This window comes from Actinosynnema sp. NPDC023794, assembly GCF_040639675.1.
Lineage (GTDB): Bacteria > Actinomycetota > Actinomycetes > Mycobacteriales > Pseudonocardiaceae > Actinosynnema > Actinosynnema luteola.
On record NZ_JBFAFR010000024.1, the window covers coordinates 14,596 to 37,260 of the forward strand.

At 71.0% G+C, this 22,665-nt stretch carries 18 protein-coding genes; 11 read left to right on the top strand and 7 right to left on the bottom strand.

Translation table 11 applies throughout. From position 1 onward, the window contains the following. Positions 1 to 5: 5 nt before the first annotated feature. Positions 6 to 1,526 (top strand): phytoene desaturase family protein, encoded by a 1,521-nt coding sequence (locus tag AB0H12_RS33315; protein WP_499628377.1) that lies wholly within the window; start codon positions 6 to 8, stop codon positions 1,524 to 1,526. Between the two features lie 235 nt (positions 1,527 to 1,761). Here the strand turns inward: AB0H12_RS33315 and AB0H12_RS33320 are convergent, their stop codons facing one another. Beyond that, positions 1,762 to 2,238: a hypothetical protein gene (locus AB0H12_RS33320; protein WP_499628378.1), complete on the bottom strand. Its 477-nt coding sequence runs from the start codon at positions 2,236 to 2,238 to the stop codon at positions 1,762 to 1,764. Between the two features lie 104 nt (positions 2,239 to 2,342). On the opposite strand from AB0H12_RS33320, the gene AB0H12_RS33325 reads away from it, so the two are divergent. Both AB0H12_RS33325 and AB0H12_RS33330 read left to right on the top strand, forming a co-directional pair. Beyond that, positions 2,343 to 2,915 carry an ArsR/SmtB family transcription factor gene (locus tag AB0H12_RS33325; RefSeq protein ID WP_499628379.1) on the top strand — a complete coding sequence of 191 codons (573 nt, stop codon included), beginning with the start codon at positions 2,343 to 2,345 and terminating at the stop codon, positions 2,913 to 2,915. A 9-nt stretch (positions 2,916 to 2,924) separates the two neighbouring features. Further along, on the top strand, positions 2,925 to 3,125 hold the full coding sequence (locus AB0H12_RS33330) for a hypothetical protein (protein ID WP_499628380.1): 201 nt from the start codon (positions 2,925 to 2,927) through the stop codon (positions 3,123 to 3,125). Between the two features lie 4 nt (positions 3,126 to 3,129). Here the strand turns inward: AB0H12_RS33330 and AB0H12_RS33335 are convergent, their stop codons facing one another. After that, positions 3,130 to 5,424, bottom strand: coding sequence for an FdhF/YdeP family oxidoreductase (locus AB0H12_RS33335; protein ID WP_499628381.1), 2,295 nt, complete (start codon positions 5,422 to 5,424; stop codon positions 3,130 to 3,132). A 248-nt stretch (positions 5,425 to 5,672) separates the two neighbouring features. After that, complete coding sequence (locus AB0H12_RS33340; RefSeq protein ID WP_499628382.1) at positions 5,673 to 6,578, bottom strand: hypothetical protein; 906 nt, start codon at positions 6,576 to 6,578, stop codon at positions 5,673 to 5,675. A 143-nt stretch (positions 6,579 to 6,721) separates the two neighbouring features. Between AB0H12_RS33340 and AB0H12_RS33345 the strand changes: the two genes are divergently transcribed. The 6 genes from AB0H12_RS33345 (at position 6,722) to AB0H12_RS33370 (ending at position 14,045) form a co-directional block, all read left to right on the top strand. Beyond that, positions 6,722 to 9,358 carry a valine--tRNA ligase gene (locus AB0H12_RS33345; RefSeq protein WP_499628383.1) on the top strand — a complete coding sequence of 879 codons (2,637 nt, stop codon included), beginning with the start codon at positions 6,722 to 6,724 and terminating at the stop codon, positions 9,356 to 9,358. Then, positions 9,355 to 10,719, top strand: coding sequence for a bifunctional tetrahydrofolate synthase/dihydrofolate synthase (folC, locus tag AB0H12_RS33350; RefSeq protein ID WP_499628384.1), 1,365 nt, complete (start codon positions 9,355 to 9,357; stop codon positions 10,717 to 10,719). Before AB0H12_RS33345 ends, folC begins: the two co-directional genes overlap by 4 nt. Further along, positions 10,716 to 11,123: a DUF4233 domain-containing protein gene (locus AB0H12_RS33355; RefSeq protein ID WP_499628385.1), complete on the top strand. Its 408-nt coding sequence runs from the start codon at positions 10,716 to 10,718 to the stop codon at positions 11,121 to 11,123. Before folC ends, AB0H12_RS33355 begins: the two co-directional genes overlap by 4 nt. Positions 11,124 to 11,450: 327 nt before the next feature. Further along, positions 11,451 to 11,699 (top strand): hypothetical protein, encoded by a 249-nt coding sequence (locus AB0H12_RS33360; RefSeq protein ID WP_499628386.1) that lies wholly within the window; start codon positions 11,451 to 11,453, stop codon positions 11,697 to 11,699. A 60-nt stretch (positions 11,700 to 11,759) separates the two neighbouring features. After that, entirely contained in the window at positions 11,760 to 13,286 is a 1,527-nt protein-coding gene (locus AB0H12_RS33365; protein ID WP_499628387.1) for an alkaline phosphatase D family protein, read from the top strand. Between the two features lie 33 nt (positions 13,287 to 13,319). Further along, positions 13,320 to 14,045 carry a MerR family transcriptional regulator gene (locus AB0H12_RS33370; RefSeq protein WP_499628388.1) on the top strand — a complete coding sequence of 242 codons (726 nt, stop codon included), beginning with the start codon at positions 13,320 to 13,322 and terminating at the stop codon, positions 14,043 to 14,045. 7 nt (positions 14,046 to 14,052) lie between these two features. Here the strand turns inward: AB0H12_RS33370 and AB0H12_RS33375 are convergent, their stop codons facing one another. Then, positions 14,053 to 14,268, bottom strand: coding sequence for a hypothetical protein (locus AB0H12_RS33375; RefSeq protein ID WP_499628389.1), 216 nt, complete (start codon positions 14,266 to 14,268; stop codon positions 14,053 to 14,055). A 111-nt stretch (positions 14,269 to 14,379) separates the two neighbouring features. On the opposite strand from AB0H12_RS33375, the gene pulA reads away from it, so the two are divergent. Then, positions 14,380 to 19,902 (top strand): pullulanase-type alpha-1,6-glucosidase, encoded by a 5,523-nt coding sequence (pulA, locus tag AB0H12_RS33380; RefSeq protein ID WP_499628390.1) that lies wholly within the window; start codon positions 14,380 to 14,382, stop codon positions 19,900 to 19,902. A gap of 46 nt (positions 19,903 to 19,948) precedes the next feature. Here pulA and AB0H12_RS33385 read toward each other — a convergent pair whose 3' ends face one another. Beyond that, positions 19,949 to 20,869: an exonuclease domain-containing protein gene (locus AB0H12_RS33385; RefSeq protein ID WP_499628391.1), complete on the bottom strand. Its 921-nt coding sequence runs from the start codon at positions 20,867 to 20,869 to the stop codon at positions 19,949 to 19,951. Between the two features lie 319 nt (positions 20,870 to 21,188). Here AB0H12_RS33385 and AB0H12_RS33390 point away from each other — a divergent pair, with 319 nt between their 5' ends. Next, entirely contained in the window at positions 21,189 to 21,893 is a 705-nt protein-coding gene (locus AB0H12_RS33390; protein WP_499628392.1) for a DUF6218 family protein, read from the top strand. Between the two features lie 118 nt (positions 21,894 to 22,011). Here AB0H12_RS33390 and AB0H12_RS33395 read toward each other — a convergent pair whose 3' ends face one another. Both AB0H12_RS33395 and AB0H12_RS33400 read right to left on the bottom strand, forming a co-directional pair. Beyond that, entirely contained in the window at positions 22,012 to 22,431 is a 420-nt protein-coding gene (locus AB0H12_RS33395; protein ID WP_499628393.1) for a hypothetical protein, read from the bottom strand. Then, positions 22,428 to 22,643, bottom strand: coding sequence for a hypothetical protein (locus AB0H12_RS33400; RefSeq protein ID WP_499628394.1), 216 nt, complete (start codon positions 22,641 to 22,643; stop codon positions 22,428 to 22,430). Before AB0H12_RS33400 ends, AB0H12_RS33395 begins: the two co-directional genes overlap by 4 nt. Between the last annotated feature and the right edge of the window lie 22 nt (positions 22,644 to 22,665).

Sequence of the window (22,665 nt, forward strand, 5' to 3'; positions counted from 1 at the left end):
GCCGCGTGGATAACTACGACGTGGTGGTGGTCGGCGGCGGGCACAACGCGCTGGTGGCGGCTGCCTACCTGGCACGGGCGGGCCGCACGGTGCTGGTGCTGGAGAAGCTCGACCACGTCGGTGGCGCGGCGGTGAGCGAGCAGGCGTTCCCGGGCGTCCCGGCGCGGTTGTCGCGGTACTCGTACCTGGTCAGCCTGTTGCCGGACAAGATCGTCGCGGACCTGGGGCTGCGGGTGGCGTTGCGCTCGCGTTCGGCGTCGTCCTACACCCCGGCGGGCGACCTGCTGGTGGAGCGCGACCCCGGTGAGGCGACGGCGGCGTCGTTCCGGGCGTTGACCGGGTCGGACGCCGAGTGGGAGCGGTGGCGCCGGTGGTACGACGACCTGGAGGTGCTCGCCGAGGCGTTGTCGCCGACGATGCTGGAGCCGTTGTTGTCGCGGGAGCACGCGCGGCTGCGCGTGGACTCGGTGGCGCGGATGCGGCTGTGGGACCAGGTGGTGGAGCGGCCGATCGGCGAGACGTTGGAGGAGTTGTTCGCGGACGACGTGGTGCGCGGCGTCGTGGCGACGGACGGGTTGATCGGCACGCACACGTCGTTGCACGACCTGAAGGCGAACCGGTGCTTCCTGTACCACGTGATCGGCAACGGCACGGGCGAGTGGAAGGTGCCGGTCGGCGGCATGGGCGCGGTGACCGGCGAGCTCCTGCGGGTGGCGCGCGAGGCGGGTGCGGAGATCGTGACCCGCGCCGAGGTGACGCGCGTGGACGTCGACGGTGTCACGGGTGAGGTCGAGTACGACGGCCGCGCGGTGGGTGCGAAGTTCGTGCTGTCCGGCGCTGCTCCGTCCACTTTGGACCGGCTGCGGGGCAGGCCGGCGGCGACCGTCGCCGAGGGCTGCCAGGTGAAGGTGAACATGCTGCTGGAACGGCTGCCGCGGTTCCGCAGCGGGGTGGACCCGCGGGTGGCGTTCGCCGGGACGTTGCACGTGGACGAGTCGTACGGGCAGCTGGAGGCGGCGTACCGGGAGAGCGCGGCCGGGCGGGTGCCGTCGGTGCTGCCGGCGGAGATGTACTGCCACACGTTGACCGACCCGTCGATCCTCGCGCCGGAGCTGGTCGCGCGGGGCCGGCACACGTTGACGTTGTTCGGGCTGCACACGCCGGCGGCGTTGTTCGAGGCGGACAACGACAAGCTGCGGGACGAGCTGGTCGGCCGGTACCTGGCCGGGTTGAACGCCTACCTCGACGAGCCGATCGAGTCCTGCCTGGCCGCGGACGCGAACGGCGAGCCGTGCCTGGAGGCCCGCACGCCGCTCGACCTGGAGGCGGAGCTGGGGTTGCCGCGCGGCAACATCTTCCACGACGAGCTGGCCTGGCCGTTCGCGGAGAGCGAGGACGAGGTCGGCCGCTGGGGCGTGGAGACCGACGTGGCGAACCTGTTCGTCTGCGGCGCGGGAGCCCGGCGTGGCGGCGGGGTGAGCGGGATCGGCGGTCACAACGCGGCGATGGCGGTGTTGGGGCGGTGACGTGGTGGGCGACGTCCACGACGAGGTCAGCGGCACGGTGTTCGGCCCGGTGCTCCAGGTCGGGTGGGTCGACTCGCCCACGGAGGTGCAGCCGGCCGCGCCGGTGATGCCGGCGAGCCTGCCGGTGGACGAGGGTTTCGTTGGCCGTGCCGCGGAGCCGGCCGAGTCGTGCGGGTTCCTGCCGCTGCCGTTGCGGATCCTCGTCGAGGTCGAGCGGACCGCGGGCGGAAGTGGTTCAGAGGGCGGCGAAGAGGTCGTTGACCAGCCGCTGGGCCTGCTCCGCGGTCGCGCCGGACGTCACGGCGATCTCGACCGTGCCCGCGCGGGCGACGACGACGGTCCGGACGACCTCGCCGGTGACGGCGGTGGCGCGGTAGGCCTCGTCGTGGAAGCCGGGCAGGTCGGTCACCTGACCGTGCTCCGCGCGGCCCTCGGCGAACGACGCGGCGTCCGCGCCGGTCTCGAAGCGGACCTCGGTGGTGCCCCCGTCGTACGTGCAGCGCACGACGTTGTCGGCGATCGTCTGGCGCGGGTGGTTGAGCCGCAGCCGCAACGCCGCGCCGACCACGTCCGCCGGCGCGTCCTCGCAGTTCACGCCCGCCGAGTCGGTCGCGGTCGGTGCCGGTGGCGGTTCGGTGGTCGGCGTGCTCGGCGGCGTGCTCGTGCAGGCGGCGAGCGCGAGCAGCGCCACGGCGGCGACCGCGGTCCTCATCACGTGGGTTGGTTCGTCCGAACGGCCGCCGACGTTACCGAGTGTCAAGGAACCTGGCTAAAGGTCTGTTGCTAAAGGAACCTTGATATAGGTGCCGTGGTGGCATGGCCGACGACGAGGTTGAGCTGATCCGGGACCCCAAGGCGTTGCGCGCCCTCGCGCACCCGTTGCGGTGGAGGCTCATCGACGTGCTGGCGACCTACGGCGCGACGACCGCCACCCGGTGCGCCGAGCTGCTGGGCGAGAGCGTGGCCAGTTGCTCCTACCACCTGAACATGCTGGCGCAGTACGGGTTCGTGGCCGAGGTGCCGGGCAAGGGCAGGCAGAAGCCGTGGCGGTTGGTGCGGCGCGACCAGAGCTGGTCGTCCATCGGGATGGACGACGAGACGGCGTTGGCGGCGGAGGCAGCGGGTGACGCGTTCCTGGAGAAGGAGTTCTCCTCGATCCGCGAGCGCTTCCGCGGCAAGGACCGGGAACCCCTGCACTGGCGCGAGGCGACGGGGACGTTCGCCACCACGGAGTTCCTGACCGCGGCGGAGGCCGCCGAGGTGCACGCCAAGATCGCCGAGCTCTTCAAGCCGTACGCCGACCGCGTCGAGAACGAGGAGAACCGGCCGGAGGACGCGCGCCCGGTGCGCTTCTTCCTGGCCACCACCGTGGCGCCGCGCCGCGACTAGCGGGAGACCATGCCGCACGACGCCCTGCTGCTCGCCGTGGCGATGCAGCGCACGCACGACGACCAGCACGCCGCCGAACGCCGCCGACTCGTCGGGAGCAAGCGTTTGCGCTCCCGGTCCGGTCGGTTCCGGCTCGACTGGCGGGTGGTGCGGGACCAGCGCGTGCTGGTGGCCGGCGTCGGGTTCTCCCGGCGCCGGGCCGCGGGGTGACGCCTCAGGCGTCGACCTTCTCCAGCCGCACCACGATCGACTTGGACGTCGGCGTGCCCGACACGGTGGCCGTGGAGTCCAGCGGCACCAACGAGTTCGCCTCCGGGAAGTACGCCGCCGCGCAGCCCTTCGCCGTCGGGTAGGCCACCACCCGGAACCGCTCGGCACGCCGCTCGGTCACGCCCGTCGGGTCGTCCGGCCACTCGCTGACCAGGTCGACGTGCTGCCCGTCGAGCAGGTCGAGCGCGTCGAGGTCCTCCGGGCTGACGAACACCACCCGCCGCCCGTCCTTCACGCCCCGGTAGCGGTCGTCCAGGCCGTAGATCGTGGTGTTGTACTGGTCGTGGCTGCGCATGGTCTGCAACAGCAACCGCCCCTGCGGCACCCGCAGCACGGTGAGGTCCTCGGCCGAGAAGTGCGCCTTGCCCGACCGGGTGCCGGTGAACTCGCGGGCGTCGCGCGGCGCGTGCGGCAGCACGAAACCGTCCGGCCGGCGCACCCGCGCGTTGTAGTCGTCGCAGCCGGGCACGACCCGCGCGATCCGGTCCCGGATCAGGTCGTAGTCCTTCTCGAACTCCTCCCACGGCACCGGGTGCGCCGGACCCAGCACGGCCCGCGCCAGCCGGCACACGATCGACACCTCCGACAGCAGCCGGTCGCTCGCGGGCGCCAGCCGGCCGCGGGAGCGGTGCACCACCGACATCGAGTCCTCGACCGTGACGAACTGCTCGCCGGTGTGCTGGAGGTCGCTCTCCGTGCGCCCCAGCGTGGGCAGGATCAACGCCGTGCGGCCGTGCACCACGTGCGACCGGTTCAGCTTGGTCGACACGTGCACCGTCAGGTCCAGCTTCCGCATGGCCGCCTCGGTCACCGCCGTGTCCGGGGTGGCCGCGACGAAGTTGCCGCCGACGGCGAAGAACACCTTCGCCGCGCCGTCGCGCATGGCCCGGATCGACGCCACGGTGTCGAAACCGTGCTCGCGCGGCACGTCGATGCCGAACTCGGCCTCCAGCGCGGACAAGAACTTCTCCGGCATCTTCTCCCAGATGCCCATGGTCCGGTCGCCTTGCACGTTCGAGTGACCACGCACCGGGCACAGGCCCGCGCCCGGCTTGCCGATCATGCCGCGCAGCAGCGCCACGTTCGCGATCTCGCGGATCGTCGGCACCGAGTGCTTGTGCTGCGTCAGGCCCATGGCCCAGCAGAAGATCGTGCGCTGGGAGTCGGCGAGCATCCGGGCGAACCGCTCGACCTGGGCGCGCGGCAGCCCGGTGGCCTCGTCGACCGAGTCCCAGTCCAGCCGCCGCACGTGCTCGGCATACTCGGCGAAACCCTCGGTGAAGCCCTCCACGAACCCGGTGTCCACCGCGTCCCACGACAGCAGCAGGTTGCCCGCCGCCTGGAACAACGCCTGGTCGCCGCCCAACCGGATCTGCAGGAACTCGTCGGCCAGCTTCGTGCCCGAGCCGACCAGGCCGCGCACGTTCTGCGGGTTCTTGAACCGCAGCAACCCGGCCTCCGGCAACGGGTTCACCGCCACGACCTTCGCGCCGCCGCGCTTGGCCTCCTCCAACGCCGACAGCATCCGCGGGTGGTTCGTGCCCGGGTTCTGGCCCACCACCACGATCAGGTCGGCGCGGGTGAAGTCGTCGATGCTCACCGAGCCCTTGCCGATGCCGGTCGTCTCCGACAACGCCGCGCCGGACGACTCGTGGCACATGTTCGAGCAGTCCGGCAGGTTGTTCGTGCCGAACGAGCGCACCAGCAGCTGGTACAGGAACGCGGCCTCGTTGCTCGTGCGGCCCGACGTGTAGAACACGGCCTCGTCCGGGCTCGCCAGGCCGTTGAGGTGGGTCGCCACCAGCGCGAACGCGTCGTGCCACTCGATCGGCTCGTAGTGCGTCGCGCCCTCGCGCAGCACCACCGGCTCGGTGATCCGGCCCTGCTGCCCCAGCCAGTAGTCGGTCCGGCCGGCGAGCTCCGCGATCGGGTGCGCGGCGAAGAACTCCGGCCCGACGCGCCGCCTGGTCGCCTCCTCGGCCACCGCCTTCGCCCCGTTCTCGCAGAACTCGGCCAGCTTGCGGTGACCCTGCGGCTCCGGCCAGGCGCAGCCGGGGCAGTCGAAGCCCTCGCGCTGGTTGAGCAGCCGCAGCGTGGACGCCGTGCGGGCCACGCCCATCTGCTCGACACCGCGCTGGAGCGACACCGCGACGCCGGGGATGCCCGCCGCCCACCGCTTGGGTTCGCTGACGTCGAGCTGCGACTCGTCGATGTCCTGCCGGGGCGGGTTGCGGTCCATGCCCCTATTGTGCGGCTGCCGTGCCGCCACGCGAGCGGGCTCGTGGTGTACCGCCGGCGCACCCCGCGCGAGCACGCCGGCGGTCCGTCCGACCGCCGGTCGCGCCAGGACGACGCGGGACCGCTGTCACGGGCCCCAAGGGGTTGTGAACGGCCCGTGAATCCGGCGTCCTCACCTGCGCGAATACCGGTGATCACCATCAATTGTGATCGGCGCCACTGTGCCGCGAATCGTCCGATCGGGTGACCTCATTCCGGGCAGCCGTCGGCCGGTGACGACGGCGCGCTCAGGTCGAAGTCCAGGCCGGGCGGCAACGACGGCTCCGTGAACGCGGGCGCCAGGTAGCCGCGCTTCGCGCTCGAACACCCGATCGAGTGCATCGAGCCCAGCGACGCGTCCGCCCACAGCCCCTCCACACCGGGACCGCCCGTGCGCACCGAGTACCGCGCCTGGAACCGCGTCAACGCCACCACGTCCGACGGACCGCGCACCGCCTCCGGCCGGTCCGGCGCGAACGCGTAGGCGAACGTGTAGTCCGTCCGCACCACCAACTCGCCCTCCGGCCCCACCTCGGCCGACATCCCGCCACGCGCCTTCGGCTCGACCTCCGCCAACCGCGCGCCCTTGTCCACCCGCGTCACCATCAACGCCGCCTCACCGTCGTTGCGGCCGTCGAACAACACCCGCAACGACTCGCGCAGGTCGGGCGCGAACAACCCGAAGAACGGCTCCAGGTCGTGGTCGACCACCACCCGGCGATCCAGCCGGGCCGCGACCACCGCCTCCCGCACCCGCTCGTAGGCCGCCGCGACCTGCTCCGCCGAGTACGGGCCGACCTGCGCCGCCGCCGGCGCCACCACCCCGGCCGCGCCGTCCTCCCACGCCGCCGCCGACGTGCCCGCGAACGGTTCGTCCAGGTCGACCGGGCGCACACCCGGCACCGCTGCCGGGTCCGACCCCGACGCGATCACCGCCCACGCCAGCAGCACCGCCGCCACCGCGATCGCCGACCCGACCCAGAACCGCCGCCGCGGCCGGCGCGGCAACGACCTCAGCCGCCGCACCCTGGCCTCGCGCTCGGCCCGCTTCACGGCCTCCCGCGCCCACCCGGCGTCCCGCAGGTCGGGGTGGTCCTCGATCCGGTACTCGTCCACGTCGCCCCCCGCTCGCCAACTCCTGCCCAAGGCGTTACCAGCAATCGGCCGAGAAGTCGATACGGGACCGCCGCGACGGGCACGGCGCGCGCTAGCAGGTATCTGATTAGAAGTCGATACCCGCGCCTCCGTAGACTTCGACCGTGACTGAGACCCCCACCGCACCGCAGCGCTCCGAACTCCCGCCGGCCTGGAACCCGGCCGAGGTAGAGGCCGGGCTGTACGAGCGGTGGGTCGAGCGCGGCTACTTCACGGCCGACGCGACCAGCGACAAGCCGCCGTTCACCATCGTGCTGCCGCCGCCGAACGTCAACGGCAGCCTGCACATGGGCCACGCGCTGAACCACAGCATCATGGACGCGCTCACCCGCCGCCGCCGCATGCAGGGCTACGAGGTGCTCTGGCTGCCCGGCACCGACCACGCGGGCATCGCCACCCAGACCGCCGTCGAGCGCGCCCTCGCCGGCGAGGGCAAGTCCCGCCACGACGTGGGCCGCGAGAAGTTCGTCGAACGCGTCTGGGAGTGGCGCGAGGAGGTCGGCGGCAGGATCCTCGGCCAGATGCGCCGCCTCGGCGACGGCGTCGACTGGACCCGCGTCCGCTTCACCATGGACGAGGGCCTGTCGCGCGCCGTCCAGACCATCTTCAAGAAGCTCTACGACGACGGTCTGATCTACCGCGCCGAACGCATCATCAACTGGTGCCCGCGCTGCCAGACGGCGCTCTCCGACATCGAGGTCGACCACTCCGAGGACGACGGCGAGCTCGTCTCCATCCGCTACGGCTCCGGCGACAACTCGATCGTGGTCGCCACCACGCGCGCCGAGACCATGCTCGGCGACACCGCCGTGGCCGTCCACCCCGAGGACGAGCGGTACCGGCACCTCATCGGCACCGAGGTCGAAGTGCCGCTGACCGGCCGTTACGTGCCCGTCGTCGCCGACGAGCACGTCGACCCCGCGTTCGGCACCGGCGCGGTCAAGGTCACCCCCGCGCACGACCCGAACGACTTCGAGATCGGCCGGCGCCACGACCTGCCCGCGCTCACCGTCATGGACGGCCGCGGCGTGATCACCGCGCACGGCCCGTTCCAGGACATGGACCGCTTCGAGGCACGCCCCGCCGTCGTCGCCGCCCTGCGCGAACAGGGCCGGATCGTGGCCGAGAAGCGCCCCTACAAGCACTCCGTCGGCCACTGCTCGCGCTGCGACACCGTGATCGAGCCGCGCCTGTCCATGCAGTGGTGGGTCAAGGTCGCCCCGCTCGCCGAGGCGGCCTCCGCCGCCGTGCGCGACGGCCGCACCACCATCCACCCGCCGGAGCTGGCCAAGCGCTACTTCGACTGGGTCGACAACCTCAACGACTGGTGCATCTCGCGCCAGCTCTGGTGGGGCCACCGCATCCCCGTCTGGTACGGCCCGAACGACAAGGTCATGTGCGTCGGACCGGACGAGGAGCCGCCCGGCGAGGGCTGGGTGCAGGACGAGGACGTGCTCGACACGTGGTTCTCGTCCGGCCTGTGGCCGTTCTCCACGCTCGGCTGGCCCACGCCCACCAGCGACCTGGCCAAGTTCTACCCGACCAGCGTGCTGTCGACCGGCTACGACATCCTGTTCTTCTGGGTCGTCCGGATGATGATGTTCGGCCTGTACGCGATGGACGGCAAGCAGCCGTTCGACCACGTGTTCCTGCACGGCCTCATCCGCGACCAGCACGGCAAGAAGATGTCGAAGTCGCGCGGCAACGGCATCGACCCCATCGACTGGATGGACGCCTACGGCGCCGACGCCACCCGGTTCACGCTGCTGCGCAGCGCCAACCCCGGCTCGGACATGGCGCTGGCCGACGAGTGGGCCGCGGGCTCGCGCAACTTCACCACCAAGCTGTGGAACGCCACCCGGTTCGCGCTCAACAACGGCGCCACCGTCGACCGCCCGCTCCCGCCGCGCGAGGAGCTCACCGACGCCGACCGCTGGATCCTCGACCTGCTCGACGGGCTCGTGACCGAGGTCGACCGCCAGTTCGAGGGCTTCCAGTTCGCCAAGCTCAGCGAAGCGCTCTACCACTTCACCTGGGACGAGTTCTGCGACTGGTACCTGGAGCTGGCCAAGGTCCAGCTCGCCGAGGGCGGCGCGCGGGCCGAGGCCACCCAGTCGGTGCTCGGGCACGTGCTCGACGTGGTGCTGCGGCTGCTGCACCCGCTGACGCCGTTCATCACCGAGACCCTGTGGACCACGCTGACCGGCGGCGAGTCCCTGGTGATCGCGGACTGGCCCAAGCCGACCGGCGTCGCGCGCGACGAGGTCGCGGCCACCCGGATCGAAGGCCTGAAGAAGCTGGTCACGGAGATCCGCCGGTTCCGCTCCGACCAGGGCCTCAAGCCCGCCCAGAAGGTCGCGGGCAAGGTGCGCGGCGCGTGCTGCGTCGACCTGCTCGACCAGGTGCCCGCCGTCCAGGCGCTGACCCGGATGACCGAGCCCGGCGACGACTTCTCGGTCAGCGCCTCGCTCGACGTCGGCCTGCCCGGCGGCACGGTGAAGGTGGAGCTGGACCTCTCCGGCGCGGTCGACGTCGTGGCCGAGCGCAAGCGGCTGGCCAAGGACCTCGGCGTCGCCGAGAAGGAACGCGCCCAGTGCGAGGGCAAGCTCAACAACGCCGCGTTCCTCGACAAGGCGCCCGCCGAGGTCGTGGCCAAGATCCAGGCCAGGCTCGCGGCGGCCAACGCCGAGATCGACCGCATCCACGCCCGGCTCGAGACCCTGCCGCAGGACAACTCGTGACCGGGTTCGAGACGGGCGCGCTGGAGGAGCTGCGGCAGGTCGAGTCGGAGCTGAACACCCGCTGGCCCGAGACCAAGATCGAGCCGAGCCTCGACCGGATCCGGGCGCTGGCCGACATCCTCGGTGACCCGCAGGGCACGTACCCCGTGGTGCACGTCGGCGGGACGAACGGCAAGACGTCCACGTCGCGGATGATCGACGCCCTGCTCACCCGGATCGGTCTGCGCACCGGCCGCTACACCAGCCCGCACCTGCAGCTGGCGACCGAGCGGATCAGCGTCGACGGCGCGCCCATCAGCCCCGAGCGGTACGTCGAGATCTACCGCGACGTCGAGCCCTACCTGTCGCTCGTGGACGCGCGCGGCGACGTGCCGATGAGCAAGTTCGAGGTGCTCACCGGCATGGCGTTCGCGGCGTTCGCCGACGCGCCCGTGGACGCCGCCGTGATCGAGGTCGGCATGGGCGGGTCGTGGGACGCGACGAACATCGCCGACGGCCGGGTCGCGGTGATCACGCCGATCGGGCTCGACCACGTCGAGTACCTGGGCGGTGACCTGGCCGGGATCGCGGAGGAGAAGGCCGGGATCATCAAGCCGGGCGCGGTCGCCGTGATGGCCAAGCAGGACCCCGCCGTCGAGCAGGTGCTGCTGCGGCGGTGCGCCGAGGTGGACGCCACGATCGCGCGGCTGGGGCACGAGTTCGGCGTGATCCAGCGCGACGTCGCGGTGGGTGGCCAGATGCTGCGGTTGCAAGGCCTCGCCGGCGTGTACGACGAGGTGTTCCTGCCGCTGCACGGCGCTCACCAGGCCGCCAACGCGGCGCTCGCCCTGGCCGCCGTGGAGGCGTTCTTCGGCGCCGGGCCCGACCGGCAGCTCGACGTCGAGGCCGTGCGCGAGGCGTTCGCCACCGCCACCTCGCCGGGCCGGCTGGAACGCGTCCGCACCGCGCCCACCGTGCTGGTGGACGCGGCGCACAACCCGCAGGGCGCGGAGGCGCTGGCCAAGGCCCTGGACGAGGAGTTCGGCTTCCGCAAGCTGGTCGCCGTGGTCGGCGTGATGCAGGAGAAGGACGCCGTCGGCATCCTCAGCGCGCTCGAACCGGTCGTCCAGGAGCTCGTCGTGACCGCGAACTCCTCGCCGCGGGCCATGGACCCCGACCTGCTCGCCGGTATCGCGATCCCGATCTTCGGCGACGACCGGTTGGTCGTCCGGCCGCACCTCGACGACGCGATCGAGGACGCCGTGCGGCTCGCCGAGGAGAGCGACGACGGCGACATCGTGTCCGGCGGCGGCGTCGTGGTGACCGGCTCGGTCGTCACGGCGGGTGACGCGCGTGCGCTGTTCGGCAAGGAGCCCTCGTGACCTCTCCCGCACCGGCGCCCAAGGGTGTTCCCGCGCCGAAGAAGGACCCGATGAAGTCCTTCCGCGGCATCATGGCGGGCACGCTGATCCTCGAGGTGATCGTCGTCGCCCTGGCCCTGCCGGTGGTGGCGAAGCTGAGCGGCGGGGTCGGCACGGGGGTCGGGTACCTGGTGCTCGGGCTGATCGTCGCGCTGATCGGGACGTGCGCGCTGCTCAAGCGCCCGTGGGCCGTGTACGTGATCGCGGCGATCCACGTGGTGATGGTGGCGTCGTGGTTCGCCCTGACCGCGCTCGGTGGCATCGGCGTGGTGTTCAGCCTGGTCTGGGTGTACCTCCTGTGGCTTCGGCGTGACGTGGCCAAGCGCATGGCCGAGGGTCGGCTGCCCAGCCAGCAGCAGGGTTAGCTGCCCGACTCGTGGCCCGCTCGATCGAGGCGACACCGTGCGTGCGGCAGATTGGTTGCGGTCAGTAGTCATTTGAGCCTTTGAAAACTGGATCAGGTGAACGTAAACCCGGTCGAGTGATAAAGGGCCGAATTTGTCGGTGTCGCTCCTCAGGTTGCGCCGCGTGGGTTCCGGCGCACAGCGCTGGACCACTTCTGCGAATACGACGCCGATAGGACGGTGCCACATGACGACTCTTCAGCAGTCCGCCGACCAGGGGACGCTGATCGACCTCGCAGCCCCGGAAGGGAATCGCGCGGACAGCCCCCCGCGCCGGACCCGCTCCCCGTGGTCGAGCCCTGGGTGCAACGTGGTGGCGGCGCGCCGTACGTTCCGGGGAACCCGCAGGAGATCGTCGAGTGCCTCCGCGCCGTTCTGCGGGCGGTCGACGAGCACGAGGGCGTGGAGCACGAGCTGACCTGGCCGTCGGACGGCACGACCGTGCTGCACGAGGCGGTGCGATTCGGGTTGTCCTGGGTCGCACGCTTCACCTGTCTGTGTGATCCGAGCCGGTCGTGGTGCTCCGCCGTGCGCTGAACCCGTCAGCGACGGTTCCCGTTCACCCGGAATTAGGCTTCACCGATTACAAACCGGCCCATGAGCGATGGTGTGGTGAACCGGCGGACGCTGCTGCGCGCCGGTGCGATAGGTACGGCCGCGGCGCTCGTGCCCGGCGGTGTGGCGTTGGCGCGGGGTGGTGACCGACCCGTCCTCACGCACGGCGTGCAGTCCGGTGACGTGACGTTCGACGGCGGCCTGGTGTGGACGCGGGCCGACCGGCCGTCGCGGATGCTGGTGCAGGTGTCGTCGGACCCGTCGTTCCGGCACGCGAGGACCGTGCGCGGGCCGTTGCTGACGCCGGAGACCGGCGGCACGGGCCGGGTGCGGTTGCGCGGCCTGCCGGGTGGGCGCGAGGTGCACTACCGCGTCGTCGCCGAGGACCTGGACGGCCGCACGCGCAGCGAAGCCGTCACGGGCAGCTTCCGCACCGCGCCGGTCGGCCGTGACGACGTGCGGTTCGTGTGGTCGGGTGACGTGGCCGGCCAGGGCTGGGGCAGCAACCCGGACCTGGGCGGCATGCCGATCTTCGGCGCGATGGCCGCCCGCCGTCCCGACTTCTTCATCAACAGCGGCGACACGGTGTACGCGGACGGTCCGCTCCAGGAGAAGGTGGCGCTGCCCGACGGGCGGGTGTGGCGCAACCTCGTCACCCCGGAGAAGCTGAAGGTCGCCGAGACGCTGGACGAGTACCGCGGCCAGTTCGCCTACAACCTGATCGACCCGCAGTACCGGGCGTTCGCCTCGCAGGTGCCGATGATCGTGCAGTGGGACGACCACGAGGTGACCAACAACTGGTACCCGGGCGAGATCCTGACCTCGCCGGCCTACACCGAGAAGCGGGTGGACGTGCTGGCCGCGCGGGCGTTCCGGGCGTTCCACGAGTGGCAGCCGATCGACCCGCGGCAGGCGGTGGACGGCCGGGTGTACCGGAAGTTCCGCCACGGCGCGCACGTCGAGGTGTTCGTGCTGGACATGCGGTCGTACAAGGACGCGAACACCTCGCCGCGAGACGGCGCCGGGGTCGTCCTGGGCGAGCGGCAGGCCCGCTGGCTGGTGGACTCGCTCGACCGCAGCCGGGCCACCTGGAAGATCATCGCGGCCGACCTGCCGATCGGCCTCACCGTGCCCGACGGCACGGACGTCGAGGGCGTCGCCAACGGCCTGCCGGGCGCGCCGGGCGGTCGTGAGCACGAGCTGGCGCGGGTGCTGGGCGAGCTGAAGCGGCGGCGGGTGCGCAACACCGTGTGGCTGACGGCGGACGTGCACTACACGGCCGCGCACCACTACTCGCCGGAGCGCGCGTCGTTCCAGGACTTCGACCCGTTCTGGGAGTTCGTGTCGGGTCCGCTGAACGCCGGTGCGTTCGGCCCGAACGCCCTGGACCCGACGTTCGGCCCGGAAGCGGTGTTCGTGAACGCCCCACCGGCCGCGAACACCACCCCGTTGGACGGTTTCCAGCACTTCGGCGAGGTCGAGGTGTCGCGGGACGGCGAGCTGACCGTGTGGCTGCGCGACCTCAAGGGCGCGTCGCTGTGGAGCAAGACTCTTCACCCCAGCCGTTGACTCTCGGGTGACCCGAGACCTCACAGTGGTGGTGTGACGGACGAGCTGATGACCATCGGGCGGTTCGCCCACCTCAGCGGGCTGACCGTGCACGCGCTGCGGCACTACGACGACGTCGGGCTGCTCACGCCCGACGTCGTCGACCCGGTGTCGGGTTACCGGCGCTACCGGCGCGAACAGGTGCGCCGCGCCCGGCTGATCCTGGCGCTGCGCTGCCTGGACCTGCCGATCGAGGAGATCCGGCGGGTGGTCGACGGCGGTGACGTGGACGAGGTGCTGACCGGCCACCGCAAGCGGCTGGAACGGCAGCGCGACGTGCTCACCGCCCGGCTCGGCGACGTAGACCGCTACGTGGAGGAAGGGATCACCGTGTCCACACCCGGCACGGGCGTGCGCCCGGTTCAAATCAAGATCACCGTGGACGACGCGGCCAAGGCCGTCGAGTTCTACCAAACCGCCTTCGGCCTGCGGTACGAGGTGACCAGGCGGGCCGAGGACGACGACTACTCGTCGTTCGTGTTCGGCGAGTACGGCGGGGACGGGTTCTTCCTGGTCCACCTGCTGGAGGACCGCACGGACACCGACCGGCTCGGACCGAGCACGTTCGGCCTGCTCGTGCCCGACCTGGACGCCTACCACGCGCGTGCCGTCGCGGCGGGCGGCGTGGAGGTCGTCGCCCCGCGCGACTCGGTCGGCATGCCGCGCAACTCGGCGGTGAAGGACCCGTCGGGCAACTGGATCTGGCTGTACCAGGGGTGACGCGGGTTCACCCGGTCGCGGCGATCTCCGCGACCGGGCCCGCCGGTTCGGTCCACTCCTCGGTGCGGGCGCTCCAGCCGGACACCACCGAGCGGTCCGGTGCGAGGCAGTAGACCTCGTCGTCGGTGACGACCAGGGCGGCGACGTCCTCGACGCCGGGTGGGCTGCCAAGGGCTTCGGCGGGAAGGTGGCCGGGCTGCTGGACTAGCGCAAGGATCTGCAAGGACTTGCAGCCGTATGGGCCTTGTCCGACCGTGATCGTCGTGGTTTCGTGCACCCCGTCCCGGCGCTCCGCCGGGGCGGGGTTGCAAGAATTTGCGACAAGGAGGTCGCGATGCGTCGGGCCGTCGCCGCGCTCATCGCCCTGGCCGTTGTGCCATTCGTGCCACCACCCACCGGCGCCGCGCCCGAAGTGGGGCAGCGGCTCGCGGTCGGCGCCGTCACCGACCTCGCGCCCGGCGCCCGGGACGGTGACCGGGCGCTGGCCAAGGACGCGCTCCGGGCCGACCTGACCGGCGAGCGGTTCTACTTCGTGATGCCCGACCGGTTCGCCAACGGCGACCCGCGCAACGACCGCGGCGGCACGGCCGAGACCGACCGCCTCAAGAGCGGTTACGACCCCGCTGACAAGGGCTTCTACCACGGCGGCGACCTCAAGGGCCTGCGCGACAAGATCGACTACCTGGACGACATGGGCGTCACCGCGATCTGGATGACGCCGATGTTCGCCAACCGGTGGGTGCAGGGCTCCGGCAACGACATCTCGGCCGGTTACCACGGCTACTGGACCACCGACTTCACCCGGCTCGACCCGCACTTCGGCACGACCAACGACATGCGGCGGCTCATCCAGGACGCGCACCGCCGCGGCATCAAGGTGTTCTTCGACATCGTCGCCAACCACACGGCCGACCTGATCGACTACGCCGAGGGCGAGCACGACTACGTCAGCACCGGCGCGCAGCCCTACCTGGACGAGCAGGGCAACCCGGTCGACATCTCGGAGATCGCGGGCCAGGAGCCGTTCCCGAAGCTCACCGCGCCGTACACGCCGGTGGTCAAGGGCGAGAAGACCCCCGCCTGGCTCAACGACCCGCAGCTCTACCACAACCGCGGCGACTCGACGTTCAGCGGCGAGTCGAACGAGTACGGCGACTTCTTCGGCCTCGACGACCTGATGACCGAGCACCCGACGGTCGTGAAGGGCATGAAGCGGATCTTCACCAGCTGGATCGACACGCTGGGCATCGACGGCTACCGGGTCGACACGGTCAAGCACGTCAACATGGAGTTCTGGCAGGCCCTCGCGCCGCACGTGAAGCAGTACGCGGCGATGCGCGGCAAGAAGGACTTCTTCGTCTTCGGCGAGGTGTTCGACGCGAACCCGGCGCTCACCTCCCGCTACACCACCACCGGCCGGATGCAGGCCACGCTGGACTTCCCGTTCCAGAGCGGCGCCGCCGGGTTCCTGTCCGGCCAGGGCGCGGCCCGGCTCGGCGAGGTGCTCGTCGAGGACGACCGGTACACCGACCCGGACTCCAACGCCTCCTCGCTGCCGACGTTCCTCGGCAACCACGACATGGGCCGCATCGCGTGGATGGTCCGGGAAGGCCGGCCGGGCATCTCCGAGGCCGAGCTGCTGGACCGGCTCGAACTCGGCAACGCCCTGATGTACCTGTGGCGCGGCAACCCGGTCGTCTACTACGGCGACGAGCAGGGTTTCGCGGGCACCGGCGGCGACAAGCTGGCCCGTCAGGACATGTTCGCCTCGAAGACGCCCGAGTACGCCACCGAGGACCTGGTCGGCAGCGACCGCACCGGCGCGGTGGACAACTTCCGCACCGACCACCCGCTGTACCGGCAGCTGCGCGACCTGGCGAACTTCGTGGACCGGGACCCGGTGTGGCGTGAGGGCAACCAGGAGCTCAGGCTCGTCCAGGGCGACGTGATCGCGTTCAGCCGCACGGGCCGCACCCAGCAGGTCGAGCACCTGGTGGTGGCCAACGCCGGCACCGCGCCCGCGACCGTCGAGGTGCCCGCGTCCGGCAAGGGCCACCGCCCGATCTGGCCCGCTGCGGGCTCGCAGGTCAACGCCGCGAACGGCAAGGTCACCGTGACCGTGCCCGCGCTGTCCGCCCTGGTGCTCCGCTCGACCGGCAAGATCCCCTCCGCCGCGCCCACGCCGACGTTGGCCGTGCCGGCGACCGGCACCCTGCTGGACGACCGGGTCGAACTGCGCGCCGACGGCGTCACCTCGCCGTACGCGCAGGCCACGTTCGCCGCACGGGTCGAGGGCGAGCGCGACTGGCAGGTGCTCGGCACCGACGACGCCGCGCCGTACCGGGTGTTCGCCGACCTGTCGGGCTTGCCGGGCGCGGCCGTGGGCAAGAACGTCGAGCTGCGCGTGGTCGCCAAGGACGCCAGGGGCACATTGGGCGCGGACGGCGCGAAGATCGGCCTGGTCGCCGCGCCGCCCGTCGAGCCGCCGTCCGCCGTGACGTCCGACTGGCTGGTGGTGCACTACAACCGCCCGGCCGGCGACTACGACGGGTGGGGCCTGCACGCGTGGGGCGACGTCGAGAACGCGCCGACGTGGGACGCGCCGCTGCCGTTCGCGGGTGAGACGCCCTACGGCCGGTTCGCCTGGGTCAAGCTCAAGCCCGGAGCACGCTCGGTCGGCGTCATCGCCCACCGAGGTGACGAGAAGGACACCGACGGCGACCGGTTCATCGACCCCAGCGCGACACCGCAGGTGTGGCTCGAACAGGGCCAGACCGCCGTGCACGCCAGCGAGGTCGCCGCGACCGGCCAAGCCGTCATCACGCACACCGGTGACGCCACAGGGCTCGTGGTGCGCGCGGGAGGCGCCGACCACCCGTTCAGCGGGGGAGTGGCGACCGTCCCGGCGACCGCGCCCGTGGAGTTCTCCGTGGTCCGCGGCGGCACGGTCGAGGCAACCGGTCGCACGGCCGGACGTGCGTGGGTCGACGGCGACAAGGTGCACGCCGGCCTGGCGGCCGCCCAGAACCGCGCGGTGATCCACTACAACCGGCCGGACGGCGACTACACCGACTGGACGCTCTACCACTGGACGGGGTCGCTGGAGCCGAGTCCCGGCTGGAACCAGTCCCGCGTGCCGGACGGGGCCGACGGGTTCGGCGTGTACTGGTCCGTGCCGCTGGAGCCGGGTGCGGCCGGGCTGAGCAACATCATCCACCGCGGTGACGCGAAGGACCCGGGACCGGATCAGTTCCTCGACGTCACGGGCACCGGCCACGAGGTCTGGTACGTCTCCGGCTCCACCAAGGCGGACGGGTCCATCTCCTACGTGCTGCCGCCGTCGGGCGGCGAGGGCGTGGACGACGACCTGACCAAGGCCAAGGCGATCTGGGTGTCGAAGGACCTGGTCGTGTGGGACGTGCCGGTGGTGCCGTCCGACGGCTACCGGCTGGAGCACGACGGCAGGGTGCTGCGGCTGGAGCCGTCGTCGGACGCCGTGCCCGATCGCTTCCCCCACCTGCGGGGCAAGCCGGTGTTCCGGGTGCGTGACGGCGCACGGCTGGACGAGGCGTTGCGCGGCAAGCTGTCCGCCGTGCACGTCGACTCGAACGGCGGCCTGCGGCACCGCACTGGCGCGCAGATCGCCGGCGTGCTGGACGACCGGTTCGCCGCCGCCGCGTCCGCGCTGACCTACGGGCCGACCTTCGACGGCGACCGCGTGACCGCGCGGTTGTGGGCGCCCACGGCGTCCTCGGTGAAGCTCCAGGTGTCCGACCGACCCGGCGGCCCGACGACGACGGTGGACCTGGCGCGGGACGACGCGTCCGGCTCGTGGTCGGCGTCCGGCTCGTGGCGGGACAAGTTCTACCTGTTCGAGGTGACCGTCGCCGGGCGCACGGTGACCGTGACCGACCCGTACTCGGTGGCCTTGGCGGTGAACTCGACGCACTCGCAGTTCGCCGACCTCGGTGACGCGCGCACCATGCCCGCCGACTGGGCCGGGCACGTGGCCCGCGGCCTGGACGGCGACCCGACCGAGCACGGCATCACCGAGCTGCACGTCCGGGACTTCTCGATCGGCGACACCACCGTTCCGGAGTCCGACCGCGGCACGTACCGCGCGTTCACGCACTCGTCCTCGGTCGGCATGACGCACCTGCGTGAACTGGCGGCGGCGGGGCTGGACACCGTGCACCTGCTGCCGACGTTCGACATCGCCACGATCCCGGAGAAGCGCTCGGACCAGCGGCAACCGGCGTGCGACCTGGCGTCGCTGCCCGCGGGCTCGTCGGCGCAGCAGGAATGCGTCTCGGCCACCGCCGGCCAGGACGGCTTCAACTGGGGCTACGACCCGTACCACTACGACGTGCCCGAGGGCTCTTACGCCACGGACGACGCGCAGACCGGGTGGGCGCGCTCCAAGCAGTACCGCGAGATGGTGAAGTCGTTGCACGACAACGGGAACCGCGTGGTGGTGGACGTGGTCTACAACCACACGGCCGCTGCCGGTGACGCGCCGACGTCCGTGCTGGACAAGGTGGTGCCGGGGTACTACCAGCGGCTCGACCTCGACGGCGCCGTCGCCAACTCGACGTGCTGCGCCAACACCGCGACCGAGAACGCCATGATGGGCAAGCTCGTCGTGGACTCGGTCGTGCGCTGGGCCCGGCTGTACAAGGTGGACGGCTTCCGGTTCGACCTGATGGGGCACCACCCGAAGGCGAACATCCTGGCCGTGCGCGCGGCGCTGGACGCGTTGACCGTCGAGCGCGACGGCGTGGACGGGCGCAAGATCCGGATCTACGGCGAGGGCTGGGACTTCGGCGAGGTCGCCGGCAACGCCCGGTTCGAGCAGGCCACGCAGGCGAACATGGCGGGCACGGGCATCGGCACGTTCAGCGACCGGCTGCGGGACGCGGTGCGCGGCGGCGGGCCGTTCGACGCCGACCCGCGCGTGCAGGGGTTGGCGTCCGGGCTCGCGGGCGACCCGAACGGCTCCCCGACCAACGGCGACGTGACCGCGCGGCTGGCCAACTACACCGACCTGGTGAAGCTGGGCATGGCGGGCAACATGGCGTCCTACCGGTTCCAGTCCACCGGTGGCGGGGTGATCTCGGGGCGTGACGTGACGTACAACGGTTCACCCGCCGGGTACACCGGCGCACCGGCCGACGTGATCACGTACGTGGACGCGCACGACAACGAGACGTTGTTCGACTCGCAGACGTTCAAGCTGCCCGCGGGCACGTCCATGGCCGACCGCGTGCGGATGCAGAAGGTGGCCATCGCGCCGGTCCTCTTGGGCCAGGGCCAACCGTTCATGCACGCCGGCGCGGAGTTCCTGCGCTCCAAGTCGTTGGACCGCAACAGCTACGACAGCGGCGACTGGTTCAACCGCTACGACCCGTCCCTGAAGGACAACGGCTTCGGTCGCGGCCTGCCACCGGCGGCGGACAACGAGGACAAGTGGCCCTTCGCCGCACCGTTGCTGGCCGACAGTTCTTTGAAGCCCTCGTCGGCCGACATGCGTGCCGCCGTGGACAACACCCTGGAACTCCTCCGCATCCGCAAGTCGTCGCCGCTGTTCACCCTGAACGACGCGGCGCTCGTGCAGCAGAAGCTGTCGTTCCCGACCGCCGAGCCGGGCATCGTCGCGGCGCTCCTGGACGACACGGCGGGACCTGACACCGACCCGTCCCTGAACGGCCTCCTGGTGATCGTCAACCCTTACCCGACCACCAAGTCCACCTCCGTGCCGGGCGACTGGCAGAACCACCCCCTGACCACCGACAAAGCCACCGTCGCCAACGGCTCGATCACCCTTCCCGCCCGCTCGGTGACCGTCCTGACCCGCTAGTTCGGTGAGGTGCTCGGCGCCCGGGGACCCGGGCGCCGAGCACCGTTCAACTGCTGAGCCACTCGAGGAAGTCGATCTCCCCGATCATCTCGATCTTGTGGCCGCGGTCCAGCAGCTCGCGGGCTTTGCGGTGTTTGCCGCTGACGTTCATCCCCACGGCGAACCGAGCCGGGTCCGCCATCCCCACCACGAGCACGTCGGTCTTCTTGGTGACGCCCGGTACCGCCTGCCCTCCGGCCCGGGCGAGTCGCTGATGAGCCTCCGCACGCGTCATCGTCGTCAGCGTTCCGGTGAAGCAGACGTTCAGCCCGTAGAGCACCGAATCAGGATCGGCGTGCGGGTTGGCGAGAGGGATCTCCTGTCGCGTGGCCGACCAGAGTCGTTGCGAACCGGTCCAGGAGTCGCCGGTCTGCCGTCCGTAGCGGACCTTCAGGCCATCCAGCAGGTCGTCGACGGTGTCAGCCCGGTGGCGCCGCATCGCCGCGAGCATGATGTGAGCCGCGGTGTCCGCGTCGACCTGCGCGTCGTGGTGCGCGCCCATCGCAACCCCCGCCGCGTCGGCGACGAAGGGCAGGCGATACGTCAGCAACTGCCACGTCAGGCGGGACACGACCAGGGTGCAGGCGTAGCTCAACTCCGGCCACGGCACGGAGCTCGCCGTGCAGGCGTCGCGGATCACACCCATGTCGAAGGCGGCGTTGTGGGCCACCAGCGTGCGGCCGTCGGCGAAGTCCAGAATCTGCCTGAGCGCCTGCGGCCACTCGGGAGCGTGGCGAACCATCTCGGCGGTGATGCCGTGCAAGGACGTGTGGTACGGGTGGAAACCACCTTCGCCGGGCGGCTGGACGTAGGTGGAAAACCGGTCGGTGACCACTCCGTCCTCCACCAGGGTCATGCCGACCGCACAGGCGCTGCCCCTCGACCAGTTGGCGGTTTCGAAGTCGACCGCAACCCATTCTCTGCTCATGCTCTCCTCATCTGCGCCGCAACGCCCGCGATTCGAGCCGGAGCGCATAGTTGGGTGCTTCCGGTCCGATGGGCGGTCAACAGCCCATCGGGACGCGTCGGCCGATGGTTACACGCGCAAAACCGTTGATGTCTCGCTTTTTGCCTGTTCCGGCGCATCGTCTTCCGTCATCACGCGATTCACGGCGACGGACGCGCTCTCAGTTCCCCGCACCGGTGCCGCGGTGAAACAAATGGCGCGTCGCGGCGATGGACACGTCACGGGTGAAGATCACCCAGATGAGCGGTGCCTTGAGCACGTCTACGCGTGAGGAGCCACGATGATCGCCGCACCGCGGGAGCACGGCTCGCTCGGCTTGCCACCCACCCGAGCCGGTGACGGCCGGACCATGATCGGTCACGTGATCGTCCGCCGAGCCGGATCCGGTCACGACGACGCCATCGCCGTCTGGCACCTCGACACCGAAGGGTCGAGGACCGGGGCGTGGGTGAAACCCACCGCGATGGCCTTGACCGAGTCCGGAACCGCTCGGAGCCTGCTCAACCTGTGCCGGCAGAAGGCGCTCCTGGACTGGGACCCGGCCGAAGCGGTCAAGACCCTGGGAGCGCTGGAAGAGGCGGCCGGTGACACCCGCACCGACTGGGCTGCCTGCGCCGTCACCATCCCCGAACTGCTCGCGGAAGTCGCGGACATCCGGGCCTCGTACGCCAAGCGCGTTGCCGAGGAGAAGGCGACCAAGAAGAACATCGTCGACCTGGAGTGGGCGATCGACCTACCCGACCCACTGCCTTCCTCGGTCGACCACCTCGAGCGACTCGCGGGGTTCGGAGAACTCATCGCTCCCACGGAGGCCGCGACCGAAGCACTTCGCATCAGCCGGTTGGGAGGGTGGGTCGTGCAGCGCTGGCGGGAAACCGCCCTCGCCCTGGGGCGCACCTACCTCCGCGCCAGTTTCGGACCACCCACCGTGCTGGCGCCCAAATGGGAGGCACGCCTGGCCGATGCCCACGCCCACCGGTGGTGATTCCCGGGAATGCTTGAATCGCGCGGCTGCCGTGACCTTCCTGGCCGTACACGCGTCGGTGACGATAGGACCACCTTCTGCGGAGCCGAATCCCTGACACCTGGCCATCGACCCGTCTCTAGTGGTCGGCCAGTTCGACACGTGATCGGACGTCCTCGGCGCGCAGGATGCGGAAACCCCGCTCCTGCGCGCCGAGCACTTTGAGGAACCCGGGACTGGTCTCCATCACGTAGGCCTCGATCGTGTCGCCGGAAGTCTCGATCCGCTCCAACGGCACCCAAGGCGTGGCGACCACCGCCGCCACCACCAACGCCACCCCGCCCACCACGTAACCGAACCGGCGCAGCACGAAGTCCATCTGCGCGTGCAACCGCCGCATCCGCTCCACGAACACCAACAGCGCGGTCAACACCACCGCACCCACCGGCACCCACCACCGGTGGTACGAGAGCACGTGCGCCACCAGGAACGCGCTCAACACGGCCACCACCAACGGCGCCACCCGCGACCGCCTCCCGACCGCGTAGAACACCGTCAACGGCACATCACCACCAACAGCGCACTGCTGATCCACTTGTCCGCCATGAACGTCCCCAGGAACAAGCCTGGCGCGTCCTCCAGGTCCAACGTGTGCAGCAGCGCGAACGCCGTGTGCCAGTCGTAGTGCGACACCGCGAGCAGCCGCAGCAGCACGAACATCACAGCGGCCCCGGTGAGGACGGTGCCCGGGTGGGGCTTGTCGGTGGTCACGGCCGGCACTATCGCAGCTCCG

Excerpts from the sequence above, each read along its gene's own strand:
- AB0H12_RS33320 (WP_499628378.1), bottom strand. The coding sequence starts at position 2,238 with ATGAGGACCGCGGTCGCCGCCGTGGCGCTGCTCGCGCTCGCCGCCTGC.
- AB0H12_RS33325 (WP_499628379.1), top strand. The coding sequence starts at position 2,343 with ATGGCCGACGACGAGGTTGAGCTGATCCGGGACCCCAAGGCGTTGCGC.
- AB0H12_RS33330 (WP_499628380.1), top strand. The coding sequence starts at position 2,925 with ATGCCGCACGACGCCCTGCTGCTCGCCGTGGCGATGCAGCGCACGCAC.
- AB0H12_RS33335 (WP_499628381.1), bottom strand. The coding sequence starts at position 5,424 with ATGGACCGCAACCCGCCCCGGCAGGACATCGACGAGTCGCAGCTCGAC.
- AB0H12_RS33365 (WP_499628387.1), top strand. The coding sequence starts at position 11,760 with ATGAGCGATGGTGTGGTGAACCGGCGGACGCTGCTGCGCGCCGGTGCG.
- pulA (WP_499628390.1), top strand. The coding sequence starts at position 14,380 with ATGCGTCGGGCCGTCGCCGCGCTCATCGCCCTGGCCGTTGTGCCATTC.
- AB0H12_RS33385 (WP_499628391.1), bottom strand. The coding sequence starts at position 20,869 with ATGAGCAGAGAATGGGTTGCGGTCGACTTCGAAACCGCCAACTGGTCG.
- AB0H12_RS33390 (WP_499628392.1), top strand. The coding sequence starts at position 21,189 with ATGATCGCCGCACCGCGGGAGCACGGCTCGCTCGGCTTGCCACCCACC.